At 40.3% G+C, this 16368-nt stretch carries 19 protein-coding genes and 1 riboswitch; of the genes, 6 read left to right on the top strand and 13 right to left on the bottom strand.

What is annotated here, in order from left to right:
* Positions 1–396: 396 nt before the first annotated feature.
* Positions 397–1050, top strand: coding sequence for a phosphoribosylglycinamide formyltransferase (gene purN, locus NMG88_RS11625; protein WP_026788227.1), 654 nt, complete (start codon positions 397–399; stop codon positions 1048–1050).
* Here purN and NMG88_RS11630 read toward each other — a convergent pair.
* From NMG88_RS11630 to NMG88_RS11670, 9 genes are all read right to left on the bottom strand, one after another.
* Positions 1047–2288, bottom strand: a complete 1242-nt coding sequence (locus NMG88_RS11630) for a URC4/urg3 family protein (RefSeq protein WP_042157659.1) — start codon at positions 2286–2288, stop codon at positions 1047–1049. The two genes, purN and NMG88_RS11630, sit on opposite strands and share 4 nt — an antisense overlap.
* 189 nt (positions 2289–2477) lie before the next feature.
* Positions 2478–3737, bottom strand: coding sequence for a GTP cyclohydrolase II (locus NMG88_RS11635; protein WP_042155161.1), 1260 nt, complete (start codon positions 3735–3737; stop codon positions 2478–2480).
* A gap of 60 nt (positions 3738–3797) precedes the next feature.
* Positions 3798–4838 (bottom strand): cobalamin biosynthesis protein CobW, encoded by a 1041-nt coding sequence (cobW, locus tag NMG88_RS11640; RefSeq protein WP_026795033.1) that lies wholly within the window; start codon positions 4836–4838, stop codon positions 3798–3800.
* Positions 4839–5003: 165 nt separating this feature from the next.
* Complete coding sequence (locus NMG88_RS11645) at positions 5004–5660, bottom strand: HupE/UreJ family protein (RefSeq protein ID WP_052369625.1); 657 nt, start codon at positions 5658–5660, stop codon at positions 5004–5006.
* A 32-nt stretch (positions 5661–5692) separates the two neighbouring features.
* Positions 5693–5836: riboswitch (cobalamin riboswitch) on the bottom strand.
* A gap of 46 nt (positions 5837–5882) precedes the next feature.
* Positions 5883–6326 (bottom strand): cyanase, encoded by a 444-nt coding sequence (cynS, locus tag NMG88_RS11650; protein ID WP_026788232.1) that lies wholly within the window; start codon positions 6324–6326, stop codon positions 5883–5885.
* A gap of 107 nt (positions 6327–6433) precedes the next feature.
* The gene (locus NMG88_RS11655) at positions 6434–7276 is read right to left on the bottom strand and encodes a hypothetical protein (protein ID WP_052338594.1); all 843 of its coding nucleotides are present in this window, start codon (positions 7274–7276) and stop codon (positions 6434–6436) included.
* Between the two features lie 360 nt (positions 7277–7636).
* On the bottom strand, positions 7637–7930 hold the full coding sequence (locus NMG88_RS11660) for a TIGR03792 family protein (protein ID WP_227350908.1): 294 nt from the start codon (positions 7928–7930) through the stop codon (positions 7637–7639).
* A gap of 252 nt (positions 7931–8182) precedes the next feature.
* Positions 8183–8707, bottom strand: a complete 525-nt coding sequence (locus NMG88_RS11665) for a DUF937 domain-containing protein (RefSeq protein ID WP_042155154.1) — start codon at positions 8705–8707, stop codon at positions 8183–8185.
* Positions 8708–9096: 389 nt separating this feature from the next.
* On the bottom strand, positions 9097–10890 hold the full coding sequence (locus NMG88_RS11670) for a PP2C family protein-serine/threonine phosphatase (RefSeq protein ID WP_227398293.1): 1794 nt from the start codon (positions 10888–10890) through the stop codon (positions 9097–9099).
* 271 nt (positions 10891–11161) lie between these two features.
* Between NMG88_RS11670 and NMG88_RS11675 the strand changes: the two genes are divergently transcribed.
* A complete protein-coding gene (locus tag NMG88_RS11675) occupies positions 11162–11422 on the top strand; it encodes a hypothetical protein (protein WP_026798590.1) in 261 nt (86 codons plus the stop codon).
* A 97-nt stretch (positions 11423–11519) separates the two neighbouring features.
* Here the strand turns inward: NMG88_RS11675 and ndhM are convergent, their stop codons facing one another.
* Complete coding sequence (ndhM, locus tag NMG88_RS11680; protein WP_042155152.1) at positions 11520–11852, bottom strand: NAD(P)H-quinone oxidoreductase subunit M; 333 nt, start codon at positions 11850–11852, stop codon at positions 11520–11522.
* 64 nt (positions 11853–11916) lie between these two features.
* Here ndhM and NMG88_RS11685 point away from each other — a divergent pair, with 64 nt between their 5' ends.
* From NMG88_RS11685 to NMG88_RS11700, 4 genes are all read left to right on the top strand, one after another.
* Entirely contained in the window at positions 11917–12714 is a 798-nt protein-coding gene (locus NMG88_RS11685) for an inositol monophosphatase family protein (RefSeq protein WP_042155150.1), read from the top strand.
* Positions 12715–13190: 476 nt separating this feature from the next.
* Entirely contained in the window at positions 13191–13286 is a 96-nt protein-coding gene (gene psaM, locus NMG88_RS11690) for a photosystem I reaction center subunit XII (protein WP_026788242.1), read from the top strand.
* 251 nt (positions 13287–13537) lie between these two features.
* Complete coding sequence (locus NMG88_RS11695; protein WP_042155148.1) at positions 13538–13978, top strand: slr1601 family putative cell division protein; 441 nt, start codon at positions 13538–13540, stop codon at positions 13976–13978.
* Between the two features lie 45 nt (positions 13979–14023).
* Positions 14024–14254, top strand: coding sequence for a hypothetical protein (locus tag NMG88_RS11700; protein ID WP_042155146.1), 231 nt, complete (start codon positions 14024–14026; stop codon positions 14252–14254).
* A gap of 153 nt (positions 14255–14407) precedes the next feature.
* Here the strand turns inward: NMG88_RS11700 and NMG88_RS11705 are convergent, their stop codons facing one another.
* The 3 genes from NMG88_RS11705 to NMG88_RS11715 all read right to left on the bottom strand — a co-directional run bounded on the left by NMG88_RS11705 (position 14408) and on the right by NMG88_RS11715 (position 16253).
* Entirely contained in the window at positions 14408–14614 is a 207-nt protein-coding gene (locus NMG88_RS11705; RefSeq protein ID WP_026788244.1) for a hypothetical protein, read from the bottom strand.
* Positions 14615–14682: 68 nt separating this feature from the next.
* Positions 14683–15171, bottom strand: a complete 489-nt coding sequence (locus NMG88_RS11710; RefSeq protein WP_042155144.1) for a GNAT family N-acetyltransferase — start codon at positions 15169–15171, stop codon at positions 14683–14685.
* An 83-nt stretch (positions 15172–15254) separates the two neighbouring features.
* Entirely contained in the window at positions 15255–16253 is a 999-nt protein-coding gene (locus NMG88_RS11715; protein WP_042155142.1) for an RNA polymerase sigma factor, RpoD/SigA family, read from the bottom strand.
* Between the last annotated feature and the right edge of the window lie 115 nt (positions 16254–16368).

Genomic DNA, 16368 nt, shown 5'->3' on the forward strand with positions numbered 1-16368 from the left:
AATACAATTTTAATCGTTAGCACCCTAATATACTATTTTACGCTATTTTTTATCGGAATAGCTGTAGGATTTTTTGCTACTCCCCTACCCCCCGTGGGGGATAGGGGGGAGGGAACAGGGTGGAGGATGTGTAATTAATTTTGTTTAGGTACTTATTGACCATTATGCTTTTTTGTCAAAAAATCTGTTCAATCTAGCCAACTACCATTATCGTCCATCAGCAATAAAGCCGGAGGCAGAAAAATCCAAGCCATGATAGCATCTTGATCCAAAAGCTGTTTCTGAGAACCCGGTGAAGAAGCCATAACCTGAATAAATTTTGATAAAGTTTCTTAAAAATATTTTACAATAGTTTGGTTAATTTATATTTAGGTAAAAGCTTGAATGGATAAGAAAATGACCAAAATTGACCCCACCTCCTGTTTAATTTCTCCCGCGATTCCCTCGCCTTTATTTGTAGAGGGATCTCCGGTAAAAATTGGAGTTTTAGCATCTGGAAGTGGCACGAACTTTGAGGCGATCGCACAAGCCATAAAAGATCAACAACTCAATGCCAAAATTCAGGTTTTAATTTATAATAACCCCGATGCTAAAGTCATAGAACGGGCGGAAAGGTTCGGAGTCAAAACCATTCTTTTAAACCATCGTAATTATAAAAAACGGGAAGATTTAGATCAAGAAATTGTTCAAACTTTAAAAGAACATGATGTGGATTGGATTGTTTTTGCTGGATGGATGCGAATTGTTACGCAAGTTTTAGTGGATGCTTTCCCCCATAAAATCATTAATTTACATCCGAGTTTATTACCGAGTTTTCCGGGGATTAGAGGAGTAGAACAGGCATTAGAAGCTCAAGTAAAAATTACAGGCTGTAGTGTTCATTTAGTCGAGTTAGAAGTCGATAGGGGCCCAATTTTGATGCAAGCCGCGGTTCCGATTTTACCTGATGATACTCCCGAAACTTTACACGCTCGAATTCAAATTCAAGAGCATAAAATTTTGATTGGGGCGATTTCTTTGGTGAGTCAGTGGCAAAATGCGATAAATTAAAATACAGTGCCATCACTCTCTAATTTTAGGGGAGGAGAACCATCAAAACGTTGTTGTTTAGCAATTTCCCGTCCAGCATTCCAGGTACCTCCTTGTAAGACTTTAACTAGGGGAAATTCCTGGGAGGTAAGATTTAATTTTTGGCGAAGGATTTCCGCAATTTTATCGAGTATAATAATCGTGAGCGATCGCCATTCTATAATTATATTAGAATCGGGTTTGTGTAGTTTTTCTGATAAATTATTATCTTTTAATTCCAATAATCCCAAATCTAAAATTAATCCCCCGTTGCGATATTCTGCTAATCCAGTTAATTGATCTAAATCAATAATTTCTAATCCTAAATCCTGTAAAGGTTCAAGTAAGGAATAGGTTAACCATTGGGATAATTTATGGAAAGGAACAAAGGGATATTCTGAGTCTAGGGTTTCTAACCCTGAATAATACCAAACATCTCCTAAATTGACTTGATTTAAAGTTAATCGTCCCGGCCAAATTTCTCCTAATCCTTCTAAAATAGCGTTTAAAACAATCACAGCACTGAGTTGATTGTTTTGGGTTTGGGTTAAAAAATAATTCGCTAATTTCCCAGGTCGAGGATGAATTTCTCCAAATAAATGAGGATAATTAGATAGGGTTTCACCGAGTTTTTTTAAGAGTTCTAATCTACCTTTTACTCCGGTTAAATAATTATTTTCATTAACTTGAAATCCGGTGATTAATTGGGATTCCGTCAAATTCATTAATCCCTGGGCGTCGGCTTGAAATGGATATTCAATATTACTAGAAAATAAACCCTGACCAAACATTTCATAACTGGCAATTGCTAACCCCTCAGAACGTCGCCAAATTAACCCGGTTTCTGATTCTTGATAATGCCATTTTTCCCCGGCTCCGGCATCCAGTAACACACTAATAATGGCTAAATCGAGTTTAGCTTGGGTTTGTTCTAACTGGGATAAACCATTTAATTGTTTTTGTAAATTTTCAATTCTAGGAATATTACCGACTTCAAAATGTCGCCAGCGAGAATGGAAAGGGACATTCAGATCGGGATAGTTTTGAGTAATATTATCTAAAACAAAATTAGCCACTAATTCTAACTTTTCTGGATGATAAATAAAATGTTGTAGTTGATTGGATAGGGCTAAATCAAAGATAAAATTACAACGTTCTCGAATTGCTTGAGGAGAACAAAAATAGGCGATCGCATTTGAATAATTTTCTCGATTCTGCATTTTAATATTAAGGGAACAGGGAACAGGGAATAGAAAAAAGTTATTGGCTACCTGATCAAGTATTTGTAGCAAACATTAGAGGATGAAATATAACTATCCCCAATTCGTAATTCGTAATTGGTAATTCGTAACACGCACCATTTTATTAACAATTTAACTTGGGATTTTGCGCTGAAGCGCAACAACGGGTTAATAATCTCGACCTTTAATACCGAGTAAACCTTCTGGGTCTAAAACTGCCCCTTCCGTATAATACCCGGCTGCTTTTTTCGCTTCAATTTCCACTTGAGCATCTGCCGGAATTAAATCATCAGGAATCGCAATTCGTCTAACTACTTCAATCCCAGAATTAACAATCGCATCATATTTCATATTACTCATGGAAACTAACCGATCAATTCGAGTAATTCCTAACCAATGTAACACATCCGGCATTAATTCTTGAAACCGCATATCTTGTACCCCAGCCACACATTCTGTCCGTTCAAAATAGGCATCAGCGCGATCGCCTCCAGTTTGACGTTTCCGGGCATTATAAACTAAAAACTTCGTGACTTCTCCTAAAGCTCGTCCCTCTTTTCTATAGTATATAATTACTCCTGCGCCGCCTTCCTGGGCTGTTTTAATACATTCTTCAATCCCATGCACTAAATAGGGGCGACAGGTACAAATATCTGAGCCAAAAACATCAGATCCATTACACTCATCATGAACTCTAACTGCAACCGGAAGATCGGCATCGGTAATCGCTGCAATATCCCCCATAATATAAACCGTAACTCCCCCAATCGGAGGTAAAAACACTTGTAAATCAGGACGAGTAATTAACTCAGGAAACATTCCTCCGGTCTGTTCAAATAATGCTTGACGTAAATCACTTTCTGTCACCTTTAAGTGATCGGCAATTCCGGGTAAATACCAAACGGGTTCAATTGCGGCTTTTGTTACTACTAAATCACCATTTTTCTTCATAATTTTGCCATCAATTTCTAACCGTCCTTTCGTGGCTGCATCATATAACTCTGGCATATTAATATGGGCTTTTGTAATCGCAATGGTGGGGCGAATATCATAGCCTTTTTCCAAATATTCAGTAAATGCTTCCCCAATAATCGCGCCAAAGGGATCGAGGGCGACAATTTTATCGGGATCTGACCAACTGGGGTAAGGGCCAATTTTTACGAAGGGGGAGGTATTGGTTAAGTCGGCGCGGTGGTCGGTTTTCAGATTCCCCTGGACAACGGCTAAGGCGCGATAGATAGCATAGGAACCCGAATGGGTGCCAATGACGTTACGATGGCTAAGATCGGTCAGGGTTCCAATCAGGGGGCCACGTTTGCCGGGATCGGCATTTCCCCAATGGACGGGGATGGGTTTGGCGCCGTAGGAGGTGGGGTGAGAGGTCAGAACAATATGCCTCAGTTTTGGATCTTGCTTTTGGCCAGCCATTGTTGTCTCCCATGCGATTCGGATATCTCTATTATGGGCATATTAGGGGTATTTTATTGTTCAACAAGATCCCTGGACGGCATTTTTTATTTCAGAGATTTGTAAGTTTTTACCAATAAAAACTAACTGGGTTTGACGGGACTCGGTGGGTTTCCAGAGACGATCATAAAAGGTTTCAATTCGATCACCAACTCCCTGTAATACTAACCGCATTGGTTTATTTGGAACTGAAACAAACCCTTTAATTCGGTAAATTTCCTGTTGTTTCACCATGGTTTTTAACCGTTGAATTAAATCTTCTGGTTCAAAATCTTGGGTTAAAATCACCGGAACTGAATTAATATTATCATCATGGTCGTGTTCTTCTTCGGCGTCATGATGACTGGGACGGGCTTCTAAATTATCTTCAACCGCCGCATTAAACCCTAAAATTACATCGGGATGAATATTTCCCTGTTGACAAGGAACAATTTTAACTCCTGCTCGCAATTCCTGTTTTAACCAGGTTTCAACTTTATGTTGATGATCTCGATCAACATGATCGGTTTTGGTTAATAAAACTAAATCCGCACAGGCTAATTGATCTTCAAATAATTCTTCAATTGGGGTTTCATGATCTAAATTCGGATCGGCTTGACGTTGGGCTTCTACGGCCTGAATATCCCCAACTAAAGTACCATTAGCCAAGGCTTCACAGTCTACTACAGTTATCACACCATCTACCGTTGCCCCCGTGCGAATTTCCGGCCAGCGAAAGGCTTGAATTAGGGGTTTAGGTAATGCTAACCCAGAGGTTTCAATCACAATATGATCGATTTTATCCCGTCGTTTGAGTAGGGCTTGCATGGCGGGGAAAAATTCTTCCTGCACCGTACAACATAAACAACCATTAGTCAGTTCTACGAGGTTCACTTCTTCGGTTTCATCGTCACAAACTTGACAGGATCGAATTAATTCACCATCAATTCCAACTTCTCCAAATTCATTGACTAAAACGGCAATCCTTCGCCCATGATTATTTTGTAATAAATGACGAATTGTGGTGGTTTTTCCACTTCCTAAAAATCCAGTAATCACTGTAACGGGAATTTTGGCAGACATAATATTTATAAGAGGGAGTAGGAAATTACGAATTACGAATGGGGGGAAGACTTGACCGTGAGCTTTGTTGGATCAATCTTTATTCGGGTTGTTATAATTCAAAGTTTCAAGGATAAAAGTAGAGATATTTTATTAATATCTCTACTTAATTCTAATTAGGATCAACTAGCTAATAATGGCGGAAGATAAAGCTACTACACCAACAGCTAAAACGGCAAAACCCGAATATTTGATTAGGGAAAATTGGCTATTTTCTAAGGTTTCTTTAAAGGATTGAGTTAGTTTCATTGTGGCTCCAGCAATCATTAATTGAATGGCTGTAAACCCAACTAAATAGGAGATTAAGGGGGTCATTTCGGCTCCCATAATTGATTCTCCGTAGGCATAACCGTGAAACAAACCCGCTACACTAGCTAAACTAATTAATACTGCTAGGGGTAACTGTTTTTTGAGAACTAATAAAATCCCAATTGTCATCACAGAAAGGGCGATCGCAATTTCAGGAATGGGTAAATTAAAACTCATTAAATGAATTCCGGTTCCCAACATTGCGGTTAATAGAAAAGCCATAATTATCCAACTACCGCCCACAATTCCGGCTGCAATTAAACCAACGGCAATCACAAAAGCTAAATGATCAATTCCAATAATTGGGTGAGCAAGTCCGGCTAGAAATCCTTGAAACAAGTTTTCCGGGCTTTTCCCTCCAAAGGCATGATGAGCCTCTGCGGGTTGCGCCATTAGGATTAATAATAAACTCACCCCTAAAACCAAGATGCGAGTGCTATTTTGTAGCGAAAAATTTTGAAAAGACTTTAACATTTTAAACACCATCTGTACCGCGCAGATGTGCGAAAGAACAATCTGATTTCGGTGGGTGTTCTGACTTAGAGATTAATATTCTCATCACAGTTGCGGGACAGTGTTGGATTTGCGCCAAACTTTCCCCTTGCTTCTAGCGACTGTTCCCCGCTAGAACCGATTCAGATCTTTCATTGTATCATAATTTCTCCCAATATTCAATCGGGAGAAATACTTAAATTATTACCATTTTTTATAGGAAAGGAATTTTCCAGACATCGTAATTTTAACGCGATCGCCATTGGGGTCTTCGATTTTATCCACATCTAAGGTAAAATCAATCGCACTCATAATTCCGTCGCCAAATTTTTCATGAATTACGCTTTTAAGAGGCATTCCATAGACCTGCATAATTTCATAAAATCTATAGATTAAGGGATCGGTTGGAATCATGGGATCAAGTGATCCTTTGACGGGATAATCGGTTAAGAGTTCAATATATTCTGTGCTTAAACCTAGGGCTTCAACTAATTTTTTGGCTTCCTCATAGGAAGCACTCGCTTGTCGATAAATAACCGCAGCAATCCAAACTTCATCGCGCCCCAGCAGTTGCTCTAAATCTGAAAAGGTGACTCCTTTAGATTTTTTAGCCGATAATAACTTTTCTGTAATTTCTGAAATAGCCATTGAAAGTTCCTCCTAGAATTTATTGGTTGATAACTTGTCTCAAATTATAAAATATTTTGCTGATCATGCAACGGAAGTATTTGATTTTTAGGCCGGGGCGATCGCCATTAGGATTGGGAATTTTTAGGGAGAGGTTTAGGGGGAATAGGTAAACTCCGGGGATGATTGGTTTGTAATTGTTTAACAACGGATAATAACCGTCTTAAATGAGGTTTAATTACCTCTTGATGTTCTTGGGTAAGTTCATCTAATCGGGTTTGAATCTTGGATAGATGAAGATCAGAAGCAGAGTCTCCAGATTTTTCCTGTTGTAATTGATCAATCACAACTTGAATTTCTAAAAATCGCCCTTGAAAATCCGCTTGTAAAGACTCTAAATGAGCCGTTTCAGTTGAGGAAAATGTTTGTAATTCTTGCCGAAATTCCGCTCTAATTTCTGCCAATGCTAGGGAAATATGTTCGGTGCTTGAAGTTACCGCTTGTCCTAAAGCTGCTACTTGTTTACTCCGATAGGCGGAGTCCAAGGCTTCAGTAGTAGGAAAAGCCTCTAATTTTTGCTGGAGGGATTGAATTTCTTCTAAAAGTTGTTTCCTCAACCCCATAACTACTTTAACCGTATTTTTTTCTAACTTTTCAACGGAGTCTTGAGCTTGAACAATTTCAATTTGATTTTGATGGGTTTGTTGTTCTAAACGATAACGGTTGGCAACATTCAGCGATAGGGCTAAGGTTAGGGGGGCAACTCCATAAAACGCTTGACCCGAAAGGGCCACTACTCCCGAACCGACAGCCGAACTGATCAGAGAAACATACTCTGCTAACTCTAACCAATGCCGTTGTTTCAGGGAAGAAAAAACCGTTTTAGGAAGAATAGAGTTAGACATCGGCATAGGACTAGAAGTTATAGCATGGGGTCGATTGGGATGGGCAGAGGACGCTGGTGGAAACATAATAATCTATTCTACTAGGGATATTGGGACACAGTGGTTAACTCCAGAATACAAAAAATTATGGCTATCCGCACTAGGAATTAAAAATTTGATGATCGGTTCGGCGAGTCCTTAACTGTTAAGATGTTTTGGGAGTACAAAATTATCTTAATTTCTGGTTTGATATTGGAGTTGTCTGGATTTTAACACCCTTAATGCTTAGATTCAATATGAAACCAAATCAAAATCCCAAATTCGATCAATTGAGATCAATTTTTAGTATTACTGCTTTTGTGATTTTAGTCCTGGGAGTTGGGTTTTTGAGTCTGAATTTTATTTTGGCTTTATTTCATAAATTCTCATCAACAATTTAACCTGTTTTTAGTGCATAAATTTTCTAATTTGATAGGTTCGACTTTCTAAAATAGGCATTTTTAATCCTCCCATTTTTTCGTCAAATTCTTGAATTATTTTTTCAGGAAAGCTGGCAAGTTTTTCCTGGGATTCCCAACGAATCACCATGACAATTTCCTGATTTTCCCCATCTAGCCAAACTTCTTTTCCGAGAAACCCAGGAAATTTTTTTAGTCCGGCTGTCCAAACTTCTTCATCTTTTTGAATAAATAGCTCCCATTGTTCTGTGGGAACTTTGAATTTCAACCACTCAATAACCATGATTTTTATTAAGATTAATTAAACCACAAAGACACAAAGAAGTTTTAAAAACGCTCTGCATTGCTATATAGCAACCGCCAAGGCAGTTAGGACACCAGACGGATCTTGGAACCCAGACAGTGAAGTATTTCCCCCCTGTTCCCTACCCCCCCAAACCCCCCGTGCACGGGGGGTTTGGGGGGCTGTTCCCTGCTATATTTTGCAGAAGTAGAGAACCAGAAACAATCTCTAATTCCCTACGCCCGATTCCTTTTAACCTTTAAAATATTGTCCCCCTAAACGCATGGCATCAGCAATATCCACATCTCCATCTCCATCCGCATCAAAAAAACTATTTAAAACCGAATTAGAAGCTGATGCAGATTGTTGTTGATTGGTTCCTGTTTTCAGCAGGTTTAATACTAAAGGAACCACCATGGGTAAAACCGATTGAATGGTTTGGGCACTAACCCCCGTATGTTGGGAAACGGTTTGAATCAATTGCTGTTGCTGAGTCGAAGAAAATAACATTTCTACCGCCTGGGGGTTAGAAGTGATTCCAGCAAATTGATTGACTAGATTTTGTACCCCATCATTTCCGATTTCGGTTTGTTTTTCTTGCAAAGAAGACCGCACGGAACTCCCCACCATTGACATCACCATTTGACTGGTTTCAGGGGCAATCCCTAATTGATTACCAAGCTGTTGAGCGGTATTCAGAATCCCTCTGATTTGGTCGGTGTTTCCTACTGTATTGGGATCATTCAAAGCTGTTAAAATTTGATCAAATAGTCCCATATTGTTAATGAACCTTTTATGCAGATGAACTACACTCTAGTTTATCCTATAGCAATCCTATTTGAGTTGTGTTTAAAATCCCTGATCAAAAGGGAACACCGGAACAGCCCCCCAAACCCCCCGTGCACGGGGAGCTAGGGGGTAATACTTCTGGCCGTTTCATATCAGTATTGAAATGTTACAACCTATTTAGGATTGCTATATATCTGATCCATTGGCTTAATTAAGTCGATAAAAAGGTGAAGAAACCTTAATTGAATAGGGATAATTTGTTATTATTACTAATAAATTATCAGAAAAAATAATCCAAGATAATTCAATATAGAGATGAGATGATAGAACTGCTTAGTTTATTGTGAATTATACATTGACTCTACTGATATTTAGCATCAGAGTGGGGTGATAGGGATTGGAGGAGTAGAAGGACTGTCCGTAGGGGTTGGATTATCTACAGGTTGTGCTTGGGGATCATGGTTGAACACCCCTAACCCATAGAGCAATGCCCCTAGAATCCCTAATAAGACGGCAATACCCAGGGATAGGAACCAAATCTTATTCACCCCTGACGGAGCCGGTCTAGGGCGACCAATTACTGTTTCCATAGATGAATCTTCGGCATCACTGGTATCGGAAGAATCATCCCCTAAATCTTCGGTTAAAGGAACCACAGGAGCGATACAAACCTCTTTCTGGGCATCGGGATCATCCTTGGGAACTACCGTAATTAATAACAAGGCAATGGTGACGTTATCATGGCCATTTTGAGTATTGGCAATTTCAATTAGACGATCCCGAACCATTACTAAATCCACTTCTTGACGCAAAACGGGTAAAATTTCCGCTTCCCAATATTGTTCCACCCGATCGCGATCGCTTAATCCATCAGAACATAATAAAAACACACAATCTTCATCCAGGGGAAACCGTTGTACCGTCGGATGCAGCGTCACCGATGACGTAATCCCCAGAGCTTGAATTAAAGCCCCAGAAGCCCCCTGTTGCAGAGCATCGCGATAGAGGGCGCAACCCAAACGCACCTGGCGAGAAGCCACATCATCATCCACCGTCACTTGATGACAACCACTGGAACTAATCCAATAAACCCGACTATCCCCTAAATGGGTTAAATAAACTTCATGAATATGGGCTAAAGCCATCACCAAGGTGGTTCCCATCCGTTCCCTACCTTGACGGTTTTCATCATCGTTGCGTTGACAAATCACGTCATTGGCGATGCAGATTGCCCGTTTTAATTTAGGCGTTAAGGATAATGGATCCCAATTGGCTTGATGCAGAGGCATTTTTTCCACCTCCTGACGCAGAACATCAATCGCTATCGAAGATGCTACTTCTCCGCCATCCTGCCCCCCAATTCCATCACAAACAATAGCCAAAGCGGGTTCGCTGGGAGGAACTTCGATCGGTTGATCACCATTGGGATAGCAGGCATCCTCATTATGGGAACGAGTGGGGCCAGCATCGGTTCCAGCAGCAATCTCAAACTGACGATGATAACCCCGTCCACAAATAGAAAGGGCTTGATCCAATTGTTGGATCAGTTGGGTGGAGGTGCGTAATTCCCCTGATATCATTTGATGGGTCAGTTGTCGGAGGAATTTTTGGATTTGAGGCTGTGCGGTCGGAACCCACTGTTGCCAAAAATTACCCAACTGTTTGAGGGTGGCATTATGGATATCTGGGTCTAACTGCAATAACCGAACTAATCTTCCCTGAACCATGAGCAAATGGGAATTAAGCAAACTGGAAGCGACATTTTGACGGCAAAAGGGTTGCCAAATTTGAGCGATTTGCCATAACCAATTCAGTTGGCGCATTGCCGTTGCATCGGGCCACAGAGCCGCCAGTGTGGGCATTAGGGTTTCCCCATGGTCTGCAATCGGCCCTTTTTCTAAAAGGATGATCGGTTTATTAATTCCTCCCTTAGCTGGGGAGATAATTCCATAGACCTGCGGAATGTGCAACCGATAGGCAAATAATTTTAGATAGGGAGAAATCTGATCAGAAATCTCACTGGGTATTTCCGGCAACAGTTCTGGTCGCGTATCTACTACAATTCGATTGGTTTTGACCAGGTAGCGATCTGCGATCATCGTTCCCGAAGGCTGATCTTCGATCCCCTCGCCTACCGTCCACAGATATTGTTTTGCCACAGGATTTTGCATTTGGGTTCCTCACGCCTGGCGTTGCCACTCAAAAGTGATCTTCTAAAATTAGGATGGTTTATCGTTGTTATCTACCCCATGGGTTGGGGGCGATAACACCAGAACCACAATAGATGTCCAGTCCTGTCCAATTTTGATAACTCACCCTAAAAATTAGCACCAATTGGCAATCAAGATCAGGTAATCTGAACTATTGTAGCCTTTGAACATCACCATCTGCTTGACCATTTGTTGTTAATTTTTCTTGGCTCTGGGCAAGGATGCTTACAGCATGAGTGATTCTCCCCCTAACCCCTCCGATGACCCTAATTTATTACCTTATTTGGAAATTAATGAACGCTTGACTCAACTCAAAAAGTCTCACGGTCACTATTACCAGATGATTAATTTAGAGGTTTGGGCTTTAATTGAAACCATGGATCAGTTTTTTCCAGGTTCTTGGAATCGATTTATGAATAACCGTCAACTTTCCATGAAACAATTCTTACGGCGTCAGCGATCGCAAAAACAATCCCCAGCACCCGATGAGTAGGCTGATTTGAGGGTGATCATAAGGTTTAGGGTATATACAAACTCACCATCAAGAGTCTGTATATGGTGAGTACAGACTCTTAATGGTCATAATTTTACTAATTGCCGACTCGGGGTAATCCCATACTATAGTTTACCGCCCGACAGTCGAGGTTATAGCTAATTTCACCTTTTTGGATCAGCGATCGCACTAAATGCTCTAAATCTGATCCAATTCGACGTAAATTATATTCGGTGAGGTCTTCGCCACTGAAAGCCTCGACTAACTCATCAAATTTACGATAGACTTTTTGCACAGCCTGATCATTCCAGTTAAATTCGTTATCGGGATCAATATCCAAGGTCAATACTTGTTCATTGTCCACTAACTCCTCATCTTTAATTTCCGCCGTATAAATATGAATATGGCGAGTTGTTGATTTCAGCAGCATAAGCGGTTTAACTGAATAGATTTTATCTGGATTGTTTTTTATTTTGCCATTACTTTAGGAAATAATGACTAATTTTTGGGATCAAATTTTTGACTTTGCACTTACCACGGCTACCGACGTTGGACAACAGTTAATCCTCGATTTTGGCACAGTCCAAGCCTCGGAAAAAGCCGATGGTAGTTTAGTTACCCAGTCTGATCAGTGGGCTGATCAGGAAATTCGCACGCGCATTGCTGATACTTTTCCTGATCATGGGGTGATTAGTGAAGAAGCTGAACATATTTTTCCCAATACGGACTGGTGTTGGGTGATTGATCCTTTAGATGGTACAACTAATTTTGCCAGAGGTATTCCAATTTGGGGGATTTCTCTAGGATTACTTTATCAAGGTACTCCGGTTTTTGGTTTGATTCATTTACCGCCTCTACATCAAACTTTTCATGGGTTTTGGTATGGTGCATCGGGATTAACTGGCCCAGAAGGAGCTTTTTTAAATGGTAAACCCATTCATGCTAGTTCTGATACCTTGAGTTCTAATCACTTTTTTAACCTCTGTTCTCGAAGTATTGCGATCGCGCCCCAAATTCCTTGTAAAATTCGGATGTTAGGCATGGCGGCTTATAATTTCCTCACGGTTGCCTTCGGTGCAACATTAGGGGGAGTGGAAGCGACTCCTAAAATTTGGGATATCGCCGGAAGTTGGGTCATTGTTAAATCGGCGGGTGCGGTTTGGTGTCCTCTGTCTCCCGAACCCTTTCCCTTAGAAGTGAGTCGAGATTATGGTACTCAATCCTATCCTACATTAGTTGTCAGTCAGGCTGAATTATTATCGGTATTTCAACCCTTAGCCCAATATTTATAGGAGTTTCAGTCGGATAATCTATATCCGCTTAAACTAGCGGAGCTTTACATTATCTTTATAAACAAGCTGGGAAGATTAAAGATTTGGTAAAACTTCTCTGGTAGCTATTGTGCTTTTTTAGGGGGGAGTTAATAATGGGGTCAGTTACAAAAACTTAGTGAAACTTCTCGAACAAGACTTTAACTTGATCAAGAGATGTCTAATAACTAAGGAGTTAGATCAGTGGAACAAGCTAACGTCAGCTGTTATTCATTTATGCGTTTCTTGACTATTAGGCATGGCGGCTTATAATTTCCTCACGGTCGCCTAATGTAATCCTTAGTGCTATAACTGGACTCTTCAGAAATCCCCTTGTCTTCAGAATGGGGAAGCCTAACCTTCCCTTTTCAACTTTTTGTTACGATCCCTTCCCAAAATGCCCAAATTAGTTGACATTAGTTAACGATTATCTCAATTTATGAAGGAGCTATTCAACAATGGCATTAACAGATACTCAGGTGTACATTGCCCTGGTTGTTGCCTTGATCCCCGGAATTTTGGCCTTCCGTTTGGCGACCGAACTGTATAAATAGAAACTTTCAAACTTATTAGTGAAAATTCACTGATAACGGGTCAATTTATAAATCTGTCTCGACAAAAACAACCCAAATAGCAGACAATTAACCCCAAATGGGATAGAGTATTGTGTGTTAACTCGGTAACGGTGTCGGGACAGTTTTTTTTGGAATCCGCATCGGATGTTAATTCTTAACCCGTTTTGGGGAAAGCTAGAACCCTCTCCTGCTGTTGGTGTTCCGTTGGTTGTGACGTTAGTAAAAAGATCATGTCTGCGATTCGACCTGTTCCCCAAATTATTCCATCTATTTCCCCTTCTCGCCGTCCCCGTGCGCGTCGAGCCGCCAAACGACGAACAATTCATAACCCGGGTCTACTTACGATTGAAACGACCGTCAAGTTAGGTGTTAATCTAATTTTATCTGCTTTTGCCCTCTCTGCATTAATTCAGATTTTGCCCCAACATCGTTCGGCTTCAGAAAAACTTCAGGATATTCGGGCTGAGGTGAAAATGACAGAAGAAAGAGTAATCAAAGAAAGGGAAGAATTTACTCGCTATTTTGATCCCCAGCAAACTAAAAGTATTATGCAGGAACAGGGGAATCTGATTGATCCCACTCAAAAGCCGATTATTTTCTTAGAAAAACGTCCAAGCACCATCGCAGAATCAACGGAGGAACCAACAACCACTTACGCAGGTTTAGAATAGAACCTAGAAAAACTTTGTGCGGTGAAAATAGGGAGAATCAGATTTATGGAACGTTCAAAAATTGTTGCGTATATTACGGGTGGGATTTCAATTATTTTAGCGTTGGCTTATTTATTACTTGTCTCTGTATTAGATTTCCGAGGTGAAATGTTACCCGCACCCGTAAGTCAAATTCCATCGACTGTATTAGTTGAAAATATAGTAGGGAATCTAAGTGTCCACTTCCAATCTGTTATAGCAACCGCCAAGGCAGTTAGGACACCAGACGGACATTAGAACCCAGACGGTGAAGTATTTACCCCCTGTTCCCTGCGCGGCCTGTTCCGGCGTTCCCTCCCCCCCTAGCCCTGCGTGCACGGGGGGTTTGGGGTGGCTGTTCCGGTGTTCCCGATTCCCGGTTCCCTGTTCCCTTATTTGTCCCACTTTAACTTAGTTTAATTTTAAAGCACTCACAGGGACATCATCCCAAGATTCAACGCTTCTTAGCACAGCAACCCAACCTTCTTGTTTTTGGGTTTCGGTTAGGTCTTTTTGAAAGGATTCATGACAGTCCTGAGCTTGCTTTTCATCGGAACAAGCAATACAAGAGTAAACAATTCCCATCGGATCAAGTTGTTCATTTACCCAAATTATCATTGTAAATCTTCTTCTCACCCCATATTAGTAAATTGCTTTCATTTTATATTAAATTGGGAAGAATTTGCCTATTTATTTTTTCCATATTGTGTTAAGGATTCTCCCGTTAAACGACAAATCCGCCAGTCGGGTAAAATTTTAGCTCCTATTTTTTGATAAAAATTAATAGCGGGTTGATTCCATTCTAAAACCGACCATTCTAAACGCCCATAGCCTCTGGATACTGCTAATTCTGCTAGATAGGTAATTAAGGCTTTCCCAATACCTTGACGACGATATTCAGCAAGTACAAATAAATCTTCTAAATACATTCCAGGTTGGGTTAAAAAGGTAGAATAATTATTGAAAAATAGAGCGAAACCCACGGTTTTCCCTTGAATTTCAGCTAAGATAGCTTCCGCATAACAAGGAGAACCAAATAAATGTTGTTTTAATGTTTCCGCATTTCCTGTTACTTCATGGGATAATTTTTCATATTCGGCTAAGGCTTGAATTAACTCAAATAAAACAGAAATATCCTCAATAGTTGCGGGTCGTAAAGTTGCGGATTTAGACATATAAATATTGAAGGTTTGACAATGACAAGAGAACGATTCTCTTGCTCATTATTGTACCACAATTTTAATCAATAATCAATTGATTATCTTATCCAACCTTTTAAGCGTTCAGCAACATTAGGACGGCGTAATTTTCGCATGGCTCGGGCTTGAATTTGTCGAACTCGTTCCCGGGATAAATTATAGACTGCACTGACTTCTTCTAAGGTGTAAGGAACGCCTGTAACTAATCCAAAACGCAGGGCTAAAACATCTTTTTCCCGTTCAGTTAAAACTGTTCCTAAAACCTCTAATAAATCCTGTCGCATCATCATTTCATTCATTTGAGCTTCAGGGGTTTGGGTTTCTTGATCTTCTAAAATATCCATTAATTCCGAGGTTTCTTCAGAACCAATTCGATGATTTAAAGATAGGGATTTACGGTGAACTTGTTCGAGTAAAATCACTTGTTCGGGGGTAATTCCCATCGCCTCCGCTAGTTCTGCTTGGGTGGGTTTTCGACGGAGCGATTGCTTTAAATCTCGATAGGTTAACTTCATTTTATTCAACTGTTCAACAATATGAACAGGTAAGCGAATTGTTCTCCCTTGATTAGCAATTGTGCGGGTAATTCCTTGACGAATCCACCAATAGGCGTAGGTCGAGAATTTATAGCCTTTATCGGGATCAAATTTTTCGGTGGCACGGTTGAGTCCCAAGGCTCCTTCTTGAATTAAATCTAATAATGGAACTCCTCGATTAATATAACGTTTAGCAATAGATACGACTAACCGTAAATTAGAACTAATCATCCGGTTTTTTGCAGCATTTCCTGATTGTAAACGATGTTTTAGTTCTGTTTCAGTTACTCCCACTAAAGTTGCGAGTTCTGGGGGAGTAGGTAAACGTCCTAATTCCAGGGTAAGTTGAGTTTGTTGGGCTTCGATTTTAACTAAACTTTGAATATGACGAGCGAGTTCGATTTCTTCATCGGGTTTGAGTAAAGGATAACGCGCCATCCGTTTAAACAGTGCGGCGATGGCGTCATCTCCAGATGCAGTCGCTTCTATAATCGGGAAAAATGTGGCATTCTGTGGATTCATTGTATCCTCCAGGTTAAGATTCGCCATGACAGAATGGTTTTGACGATCTAGAATTTGAGCAGTCTACTTTTAGTTGTCCCCATCCTTCAAATCTTGAGTCCGATTTAAAGATCAG

Source organism: Planktothrix agardhii, assembly GCF_904830935.1.
Taxonomy (GTDB): domain Bacteria; phylum Cyanobacteriota; class Cyanobacteriia; order Cyanobacteriales; family Microcoleaceae; genus Planktothrix; species Planktothrix agardhii.

Excerpts from the sequence above, each read along its gene's own strand:
- purN (WP_026788227.1), top strand. The coding sequence starts at position 397 with ATGACCAAAATTGACCCCACCTCCTGTTTAATTTCTCCCGCGATTCCC.
- NMG88_RS11630 (WP_042157659.1), bottom strand. The coding sequence starts at position 2,288 with ATGCAGAATCGAGAAAATTATTCAAATGCGATCGCCTATTTTTGTTCT.
- NMG88_RS11635 (WP_042155161.1), bottom strand. The coding sequence starts at position 3,737 with ATGGCTGGCCAAAAGCAAGATCCAAAACTGAGGCATATTGTTCTGACC.
- cobW (WP_026795033.1), bottom strand. The coding sequence starts at position 4,838 with ATGTCTGCCAAAATTCCCGTTACAGTGATTACTGGATTTTTAGGAAGT.
- NMG88_RS11645 (WP_052369625.1), bottom strand. The coding sequence starts at position 5,660 with ATGTTAAAGTCTTTTCAAAATTTTTCGCTACAAAATAGCACTCGCATC.
- cynS (WP_026788232.1), bottom strand. The coding sequence starts at position 6,326 with ATGGCTATTTCAGAAATTACAGAAAAGTTATTATCGGCTAAAAAATCT.
- NMG88_RS11655 (WP_052338594.1), bottom strand. The coding sequence starts at position 7,276 with ATGTTTCCACCAGCGTCCTCTGCCCATCCCAATCGACCCCATGCTATA.
- NMG88_RS11660 (WP_227350908.1), bottom strand. The coding sequence starts at position 7,930 with ATGGTTATTGAGTGGTTGAAATTCAAAGTTCCCACAGAACAATGGGAG.
- NMG88_RS11665 (WP_042155154.1), bottom strand. The coding sequence starts at position 8,707 with ATGGGACTATTTGATCAAATTTTAACAGCTTTGAATGATCCCAATACA.
- NMG88_RS11670 (WP_227398293.1), bottom strand. The coding sequence starts at position 10,890 with ATGCAAAATCCTGTGGCAAAACAATATCTGTGGACGGTAGGCGAGGGG.
- NMG88_RS11675 (WP_026798590.1), top strand. The coding sequence starts at position 11,162 with ATGAGTGATTCTCCCCCTAACCCCTCCGATGACCCTAATTTATTACCT.
- ndhM (WP_042155152.1), bottom strand. The coding sequence starts at position 11,852 with ATGCTGCTGAAATCAACAACTCGCCATATTCATATTTATACGGCGGAA.
- NMG88_RS11685 (WP_042155150.1), top strand. The coding sequence starts at position 11,917 with ATGACTAATTTTTGGGATCAAATTTTTGACTTTGCACTTACCACGGCT.
- psaM (WP_026788242.1), top strand. The coding sequence starts at position 13,191 with ATGGCATTAACAGATACTCAGGTGTACATTGCCCTGGTTGTTGCCTTG.
- NMG88_RS11695 (WP_042155148.1), top strand. The coding sequence starts at position 13,538 with ATGTCTGCGATTCGACCTGTTCCCCAAATTATTCCATCTATTTCCCCT.
- NMG88_RS11700 (WP_042155146.1), top strand. The coding sequence starts at position 14,024 with ATGGAACGTTCAAAAATTGTTGCGTATATTACGGGTGGGATTTCAATT.
- NMG88_RS11705 (WP_026788244.1), bottom strand. The coding sequence starts at position 14,614 with ATGATAATTTGGGTAAATGAACAACTTGATCCGATGGGAATTGTTTAC.
- NMG88_RS11710 (WP_042155144.1), bottom strand. The coding sequence starts at position 15,171 with ATGTCTAAATCCGCAACTTTACGACCCGCAACTATTGAGGATATTTCT.
- NMG88_RS11715 (WP_042155142.1), bottom strand. The coding sequence starts at position 16,253 with ATGAATCCACAGAATGCCACATTTTTCCCGATTATAGAAGCGACTGCA.